The sequence below is a fragment of the Anaerofustis stercorihominis genome (assembly GCF_005844425.1).
GTDB lineage: Bacteria > Bacillota > Clostridia > Eubacteriales > Anaerofustaceae > Anaerofustis > Anaerofustis butyriciformans.
Genome location: NZ_SPHL01000052.1, coordinates 1 through 8,663, shown reverse-complemented (window position 1 = coordinate 8,663; position 8,663 = coordinate 1). Strand labels below are relative to the sequence as shown.

Annotated in this window: 6 protein-coding genes; 3 read left to right on the top strand and 3 right to left on the bottom strand. The window is 28.8% G+C overall.

The features are described from left to right. Positions 1–683 precede the first annotated feature (683 nt). Positions 684–1,550, top strand: coding sequence for a glycerophosphodiester phosphodiesterase family protein (locus FGQ49_RS09610; RefSeq protein ID WP_138269654.1), 867 nt, complete (start codon positions 684–686; stop codon positions 1,548–1,550). Positions 1,551–1,907: 357 nt separating this feature from the next. Here FGQ49_RS09610 and FGQ49_RS09605 read toward each other — a convergent pair whose 3' ends face one another. Further along, complete coding sequence (locus FGQ49_RS09605) at positions 1,908–2,474, bottom strand: 6-pyruvoyl trahydropterin synthase family protein (RefSeq protein ID WP_138269653.1); 567 nt, start codon at positions 2,472–2,474, stop codon at positions 1,908–1,910. Between the two features lie 512 nt (positions 2,475–2,986). Here FGQ49_RS09605 and FGQ49_RS09600 point away from each other — a divergent pair. Together FGQ49_RS09600 and FGQ49_RS09595 are read left to right on the top strand one after the other, a co-directional pair. Beyond that, positions 2,987–3,214 (top strand): PF20097 family protein, encoded by a 228-nt coding sequence (locus tag FGQ49_RS09600; protein ID WP_138269652.1) that lies wholly within the window; start codon positions 2,987–2,989, stop codon positions 3,212–3,214. Between the two features lie 225 nt (positions 3,215–3,439). Further along, on the top strand, positions 3,440–3,580 hold the full coding sequence (locus tag FGQ49_RS09595; RefSeq protein ID WP_138269651.1) for a FeoB-associated Cys-rich membrane protein: 141 nt from the start codon (positions 3,440–3,442) through the stop codon (positions 3,578–3,580). A gap of 836 nt (positions 3,581–4,416) precedes the next feature. Here the strand turns inward: FGQ49_RS09595 and ppk1 are convergent. After that, complete coding sequence (gene ppk1, locus FGQ49_RS09590) at positions 4,417–6,558, bottom strand: polyphosphate kinase 1 (protein ID WP_138269650.1); 2,142 nt, start codon at positions 6,556–6,558, stop codon at positions 4,417–4,419. Continuing rightward, complete coding sequence (locus FGQ49_RS09585; RefSeq protein ID WP_138269649.1) at positions 6,537–7,424, bottom strand: phosphatase; 888 nt, start codon at positions 7,422–7,424, stop codon at positions 6,537–6,539. Before FGQ49_RS09585 ends, ppk1 begins: the two co-directional genes overlap by 22 nt. Between the last annotated feature and the right edge of the window lie 1,239 nt (positions 7,425–8,663).

The window sequence follows — 8,663 nt, the reverse complement described above, 5'->3', positions numbered from 1 at the left end:
GCACTCGGATTTCATGAAAAATCTACCCGATTTTTCTATGAACGAGTGCTACCGCTGTCCCAACTAATTTAGCTTTTTATGTACGGTAGTGGGGCATAGAAGTGAAATATAGGTCTATTATTTCTTTATGTGCTAGAGAATAGAAGATATCAATGAAATATAAGTTTGTTGTTTTATTTCTTTGTGGGGGATTTGATCATTGAAGTAAAATATGGGTGCAGGCATTTAAGGAATTGGTTTATGATGCTTTCAGTAAAATATTTATCTCTTCTCCCTAAAAGGTAAAAAAGACTTCAAGGCGAAGCACTTTATAACGTGGTCGGATTTTCTAAATATTTCTAACCAAGATTTTTGAAACGATCACTGCCTTTATCCAATTAATTTAGCTTTTTATGTTATAAATTTATATATAAAATTTTAATGATAGTTTCTTTTTGTGTTGAAAGTTAAAATGTTATTCTAATCTTATAGATATATTAGAAGATAATATATTATTTTTATATAACAAAAAATATATATTATAAATAAATATTAATATTATCTAAAATATGTTAAAATATATTTAAATTATAATTATATATTTAAATGAATTTTGTAATATTTCTATAGGGGATTATGGAGAATGAAATTTACAAAATATTGATTATATTTTATATTTTGTAATATGTAAAGGGAGAAAGAAAATGGAAAATATTTTAAAAATTTTATTTGTAAGCATTATTGTCATTGTCGTTTGTATGTTATTTTTTTATAATTATAAAAAGAAAAATGCTCTAAATTTCTTAAAAAGAGGTATTATGGCTCATTCTTGTGGAGAAATTGACGGAATACATTATACGAATTCAAAAGAAGCTTTTGAAAATACAATAAATAAGGGAATAAAACTTATTGAGGTAGATTTTTCTTTTACTAGTGATAATAAAATTGTTGCACTTCATCCTTATCACAAAAAAATATATGAAACTTTGGGACTAGGGTATCTTAAAAAAGGTCAATTATTATCTTATAAAAAATTTAAAAAGATTAAAATATGTGATAAGTATACTACAATGGATTTTGATGATGTTATGTCACTTTTAAAAAAATATAAGGATATATATGTTCTTATAGATATTTCAAAAGATTTGGATATAGAAACAACAGAAAAAATGTATAAAATAATAACACAGAAATTATTGAAGAAGAGACTTATTAAAAGAGTTGTTGTTCAAGCAGGTTCAATCGATATGTTTGAAACTATTGAAAAAATATATGATTTTCCTATTAAACAGTTTTATATTCAAAGGAAAAGATATGAAAATAATGAACTTGATGAAATATTAGAGTACATGGATACACATAACGGATTTGTAACGGTTGGATGTCATAAGGGATATGCAAACGAAGATTTTGCAAATGAAGTACATAAACACGGTTATTATTTTAATACTTTCCCTATAAATGATTTGGAAGAAGCTGAGAAGTTATTTAAAATGAATGTAGATTATGTTTGTACTGATGATTTGAATTATGATGAAATCAATAAGCTAAGGGAAGAATTAGGAAATTAATAATATCCATTATAAAATTTAGTTTGATATTTTAATGATGTTTATATTAGGTTGTAGGGTAGAAGATAAAAGAGATTTTGTTCTTATAATTTTTATGTAATCAATTATTGTTTAAAATACAAAAGACCGGCTTTTATACCGGTCTTTTTGTGTCTACAAATATATAACTTTTATCAATTTATTAAATTTTATTATGGATTTATATAACAATTACAAGTTGCTTTTTATATTAATCGGAGTAGTGTTTTTTAGTTATATATTTGTATTAATACATAGAGTGTTGTTAGATATGTTTTTATTATTTATTAATATAAGTTTTATCATACATTAGAGTTTTATATCGTATTTTTAAGTTTATTATGCTTTTTTATATCCACATTTTGGACATATGCCTTTTTCGTTTAGTGCTATTCCGCAAAGTGGGCAATGTTCGATATTATTTTTAGTTTCAAATTCTTCGCTTGCTGCATTTACACCGCTTGTAAATGTGATTTTTGCAATGTTAAGTTTATCTTTTAATAAATCGTATACGATTTTTATCATGCCTTCAACTGTCAATGTTTCTTTAGTTACAACTAGGCGACATTCTGGATAGGCTTTTGCAAGCTCAGTTTCAAATTTAGGTCCTTTCATTTGATTTTGTGGTGAACCGTCTTTTATACCTTGTTTTTCATAAACGTCCAAAACTGCAGGTAAAAGCGGGTCGTCTTCTCTTAGAATTAGTGCATGGTCAAAGTTTTTTAAAACTTCCCAAGCTGTTTTTTGAATTTCGTTACAAGGGAAAACCATGTTTACTCCTTCTTCGATTGAATCTTCAACTTCTATTGTTAGAACTCCTGTATGTCCATGAAGATATTGTGCTTCTCCTTTAAAACCGTAAAATCTGTGTGCGTATTGTAAGTCTAATGTTGTAATACTTCTCATTTTTTTACCTCCTTTATATGTTTAAATTTTTTCTCATGGTTTAATTATGAGTTTTTATGTATTACACTTTCGATATATTTTATATAAGTTATATTTTTGTTTTTACCTTGAAAGTTAATATATATTTCATTACATTTTATGTTTACCATTTTTACCCATTAATTTATTTATATAAACATACATCAAAAGTGTTTTTAACGAATGTATTTATATATTTTGCTTTTAAATTAGAATGATTCTAATTACAACTTGAATATATAATATTTTTGATTAATTGTCAACGAATTATCGTTTATTTAATTAACTTGTAATATTTGTAATAAAGTTGTAAGTTTTTGTTTTAAATAGAGAGTTATTTCAAAATAGTATTTAAAATGAAAAATTTGTATAAAAAACTAATAAATATATTAAGTATATTAATTCTTAAAAGTATATTAAGACTTTTTTATAAAAGGGGAAATCAATTTTTATTATGGTATAATTTGTAAAATTGTAAAAGGTGAGTTTAATAAATGAAATGTCTTGATTGTGGATTAGAAATGGAAGAAGGAAGTGTAATTGCTTATAGTTTAGCCCTTGGAGTATGGAACGAGTTTATTTCAAAAAAGGAAGCGGAGAAAAAAGGATTTAAAGCCATGTTTAGAAAAACCATTACAATTCCTTTAAAAATGGAAGAGCAAAAAGCTTGGCACTGTCCAAATTGTAAAAAGGTTTTAATGTGGGTAGATTCTAAAGAGTAGTAAAATCTGCTCTTTTTTTTATAAAGTTAATTGAATAATATGTAATGAAAACATTAATACATATAAGATAATATTAAATATTGGTATATGATTGTTAGGATGTTATAGATATTGATAATTACAAAATAGTATAAAATTAATAAAATATTTATATTATATTTTATAAAAATAGATTTACTTTATTTTTTTAAGGGGTACAATATATTTATAAAATAGGAGAAGATTATGAATTTTAATTCTTATGTTGCAGCATTAATAATTATAATACTTTTTATTTTTGCACTTTACAAAAGCATAAAAAACAAAGGTAAATGCAGCGGTGGGTGTGATGGGTGTATGTATAAGGATAGTTGTCGTAAAAAATAAATAAAGGGGCTTTGCCCCTTAAAAACTCCACTCTTTTTTTGCTTGTCCAAAAAAAGAGGTAAAAAGGACACTTCTCGGCGAAGAGCCTTATAACGCTTTTCGATGACTGCGTAAAACTCTACCCGAGTTTTACTGTCAGAAAAGCTACCCCGAACCGACCTAATTATTCGGTTTTATGTAGTGGGGTGGGACATATAAGTGAAATTTAAGTTTAGTTTTTTAATGTTTCATATTATGTGATGGGGGTATGACATGGAAGTAAAATAGAGGTTTAGTTTTTCTTTTTAATATTAGAGAGGGGACATGGAAGTAAAATAGAGGTTTAGTGATTTTATGGTTGTGGGGAGGAATGTGTAAGATAAATAAAGTTTTTTTGTTGCTTTTTATTGTAGTTTGGGGTATTTTAGGTTATAAAGGTTTAGATTTTTTATGTAAAGATATTGGATATAGAAGATAAATATAGCATTAATGTTAAATGAGTTTTATGTCAGTGTTTGGGGCATGGAAGTAAAATATAGATTTGGTTTTTTATGTTTTATATAAGTTGATGAGACCTCATTTCAGAATATAGATTTGGTTTTCTATTATGTTTATGTAAATAGTTTTTATAGAAAAGTAATTAATTTATTATTTTTAGTTTTTAATACATTTAAAAATCATTTTATTCAAAAATTTTTAATTAAAATCTGTACGTTCTTGTGTTCTTATTTTAGTTATAATTTGCTTTGTAGTTAAAAATAAAAAATTTTAAATATACATAAAAAAAGGAAACTTTTGTTTCCTTTTTTAAGAGTATTTATGGGGTATATATTTTAACGGATTAACCGATAAAATCGTTATTTATTAAAAATATTTTTGAAAAAGTCCGTTAATTTATTATTATTATCTTTTTCTTTTTTATATGTTTTAAGAGAATTATTTAAAAACCAATCTTGTGAGTCTATCATTTCCATTCCGAATGGATCTTTCTTTCTATATGTGTCGTCTGTTTGAAGTACTCTTGCTTTTACATTATCCCTTAGTATTATTTCAAGTATTTCATCAATTTGATTTCTTATGTTATAGTCAAATATCGGGCAGGCTATTTCAACTCTTTTATCTAAGTTCCTTGTCATAAGGTCAGCAGAAGATATAAACATTCTTTTATCTTCTCCGCTTCCGAAAACGTAAATTCTAGAATGTTCCAAAAATCTTCCTACAATGCTTGAGATGGAAATATTGTCGGTTTTATTGTATATTCCGGGTCTTATACAGCATATTCCTCTTATGATCATTTGAATTTTAACTCCTGCCTTAGATGCTTCTATAAGTTTATATATTACATCAATATCCGTTAAGGAATTGGCTTTCATTATTATTCTTCCATTACTTCCTTTTTCTATCTCTTCATCCATAAATTTAAGTATATTTTGTTTTAGAGAATTTGGAGCAACAAGCAATGTTTCATAGTTACCCTTTAAGTTTCCGATTAGCATATTTTGAAAGAAGTTTGTTGCATCTTTTCCTATATCCTTATTCATTGTTATAAGGCTTAAGTCCGTATACATTGCTGCTGTTTTTTCGTTATAGTTTCCCGTTCCTATCTGAGTAATGTATTCAATTCCATTTTTATCTTTTCTTGTAATAAGGCATATTTTTGAATGGCATTTAAAGCCCTCTTCTCCATATATTACCCTGCATCCTGCTTCGCTTAATCTTTCTGCCCAAAGTATATTATGCTTTTCGTCAAACCTTGCTCTAAGCTCCATTAACACTGTTACTTCTTTTCCGTTTTCAGCGGCTTTTAAAAGCAGATTAGCAACTTTTGAGTCACTTGCAAGACGATATATGGTTATCTTTATTGAAAGCACGTTTGGGTCTTTTCCTGCTTCTTCAAGGAGTGCTAAAAATGGGTCTATTTTTTCAAATGGGAAGAATAGTAAAACATCTTTATGTCTTATTTGCTCTATTATGCTTTTTTTAGGATTTAAACTTTCCCACTGTCTTGCGTTTAATTTTGGGTAAGTAAGTTCGCTTTTTAACAGAGGTGAAACCATATGTTCTATACCGTATACATATTCAAGTTTAATAGGGTAAAGGCTGTAGAAAATTTGATTTTTTTCTATCTTTAAAAAGCTTCTTAAAATTTCCGTTAGGTTATCGTTATATATACCTTGAATTTCAAGTCTTACCGGTAACAGCCAATCCCTTTTTTTAAGAAGTTTATTCATATGGTCAAGATAATCATGTTCGTTATCTTCAAATTTATCATCATCATAGCTTATATCGGCATTTCTTGTAACGGAAATAATATTGCTTGAAACTACTTCATATATATCAAATATTTTATCAATATGTTCCATTATTACGTTTTCTATTCGTATATATCTATTTCTGTTTTCTTTACTAGGTAATATTCTTGGAAGAGATGACGGGATTGGGATTATTCCAAGTACGGTTTTGTCTTTCTTTGTTTTTAATATTGAAGCTATGTATAGTCTTCTGTTTTTAAGATGTGGGATAGGGTGTCTGTTATCCACAATTTGAGGAGACAAAATAGGGTTTATGTAGTATTCAAAGTATTTGTTTATATCCTTTTCTTCTTCTTTTGAAAGTTCATCAAAAGAAAGGTCATAAATGCCTCTTTGTCTTAACTCCATGGATACTGTTCTAAATGCTTCGTCTCTTTTTTCCATTAAAGGAGGTATTGAGTTAAATATTGCTTCAAGCTGTTCTTTGGGACTCCAGCCGGTTTTATTGTCAATTGTATCTTTATTGCTAAGTAACATTAAATCTACAAGGCTGCCTACTCTTACCATGAAGAATTCATCTAAGTTACTTGTAAAAATGGAAATAAATTTTAGTCTTTCAAGAAGGGGAACGGTTTCGTCCATTGCTTCTTCCAAAACTCTTTGATTAAATCTAAGCCAGCTTAGTTCTCTGTTTTGAGTACAGGTTGTATCTTTTATAATTTTTTCTACTGCATAATCTTTTGACATAGGTAACCCTCTCTTACTCCGTATTTGCTTACTACAATTTCTTTTGCGTTTGTTCTTTTTAGTATTTCATCAACTATTAAAATGCCCGGTATTATTGTATGAACTCTATCGGGACAAGCTTTTATTATGATATTTTTTGCTTTTTGCGGTTTATTTAAAAGTATTTTTTTTATTTCTTCCATTTGTTCTCTTTTTATGATTGTGTTATCTTTATTTAATTTAAAATAAGAATTTGTTAATTTTAATGCTGCTTTTATTGTTCCGCCTACACCGCAGATAGTATTAGTTTGTTTAATATCAACATCTTTTAAAATTTTTTGTATTTTGTTTTTTATGTTTCTTTGTTCTTTGTCCGTTGGAAGAAATTCGCTTACATACATTGAATATAGGTTTAGGGAGCCTATTGGAAGACTTTGTGCATAATTTACTTTATCTTTTTCAAAGTCTACAATTTCCGTGCTTCCTCCTCCAATATCTATAACAATTCCGCTTTTAGCCTTAACTTTAAGTTTTGCACCTGTAAATCCGTATAAAGCTTCATCTTCTCCGCTTATTACTTCTATTGTTTCACCTGTAAGTTTTTCTATTTCCATTACCACAAATTCTGTATTTGTTATATTTCTGAAAGATGCGGTTGCGAAAATATGGAAATTTTCTATATTGAAATTATTTACCAGTTCTTTAAATTCGTTTATGACGTTGCTTGCTTCTATTATTCCTTGATTTGACATTTCATCATTTTTCACATAATAAGCAAGTCCTGCCATTACTTTCTTTGTAAAAAGTGTTTTAAAATTATTCTTTGTTCCTTCATAGACGCATAGTCTTATTGAGTTTGCGCCGATGTCAAGTATTGCGTATTTCATTTTTCTCTCCTTTATCCTTAATATTTTATAGAAAAATAGTTTCTTTAAATAGCTTTATAATGTATAACTTATGTAAAATTTTGGTAAAAGTATTTTTATATTTCGCTCTAAAGAGCGACCAGTATTTAAGGGGTGCTACCCCTTAATACCCCTCTTTAAGGGCTGTCTGCCCTTAACAACCCGATATCAAGGGGCGTTGCCCCTTAAAAACCCCACTCTTTTTTTGCTTGTCCAAAAAAAGAGGTAAAAAGGACACTTCTAGGCGAAGTGCCTTATAACGCTTTTCGATGACTGCGTAAAACTCTGCCCGAGTTTTACTGTCAGAAAAGCTACCCCGAGCCGACCTGTTTATACGTTTTATTAAAGGGTGGGGAACAAAGCTGTAAAATTATAGTTTTGTTTTTATGGTTTTATGTTAGTGTGTGGGACATTATGGTGAAATATAGGGGTCGTTCTTTATGATTTTATGTAGTAAGGTGGGAATTTTATGGGATTCTTTCTTAACAATCCGTATTTAAGGGGTGCTACCCCTTAAGAACCCCTCTTTAAGGGCTGTCTGCCCTTAACAACCCGACCAAATATTTGCTCGCCCAAATATTTGGATAAAAGGGCGCCACTGGGCGTGGGTTTTTAGTATTTCGCTCTAAAGAGCGACCAGTATTTTTCCAAAGCAAAAAATACTGGATAAAATGCTTTCACTCAAGCGCCGTGATGGCTTATAACGTGGTCGGATTTTCTAAAAATCTCTACCCGAGATTTTTGAAACGACCACTACCGCTACCCAATCTTATTATTATATTGTGGGGTGGGATATTTTACGATAATGAGGACGTTTTTTATGTTTTTTATTTGAGGGAGTAGGATATTTAAGGAATTCTTTCTTAACAATCCAAATTTAAGGGGTGCTACCCCTTAAGAACCCCTCTTTAAGGGCTGTCTGCCCTTAACAACCCGACCAAATATTTGCTCGCCCAAATATTTGGATAAAAGGGCGCCACTGGGCGTGGAGCCTTATAACGCTTTTCGATGACTACGTAAAACTCTGCCCAAGTTTTACTGTCAGAAAAGCTACCCCGAGCCGACCAGTTTATACGTTTTATTAAAGGGTGGGGAACAAATCTGTAAAATTATAGTTTTGTTTTTATGGTTTTATGTTAGTGTGTGGGACATTATGGTGAAATATTAGGACGTTTTTTATGTTTTTTATTTGAGGGAGTAGGATATTTAAGGAATTCTTTC

Excerpts from the sequence above, each read along its gene's own strand:
- FGQ49_RS09610 (WP_138269654.1), top strand. The coding sequence starts at position 684 with ATGGAAAATATTTTAAAAATTTTATTTGTAAGCATTATTGTCATTGTC.
- FGQ49_RS09605 (WP_138269653.1), bottom strand. The coding sequence starts at position 2,474 with ATGAGAAGTATTACAACATTAGACTTACAATACGCACACAGATTTTAC.
- FGQ49_RS09600 (WP_138269652.1), top strand. The coding sequence starts at position 2,987 with ATGAAATGTCTTGATTGTGGATTAGAAATGGAAGAAGGAAGTGTAATT.
- FGQ49_RS09595 (WP_138269651.1), top strand. The coding sequence starts at position 3,440 with ATGAATTTTAATTCTTATGTTGCAGCATTAATAATTATAATACTTTTT.
- ppk1 (WP_138269650.1), bottom strand. The coding sequence starts at position 6,558 with ATGTCAAAAGATTATGCAGTAGAAAAAATTATAAAAGATACAACCTGT.
- FGQ49_RS09585 (WP_138269649.1), bottom strand. The coding sequence starts at position 7,424 with ATGAAATACGCAATACTTGACATCGGCGCAAACTCAATAAGACTATGC.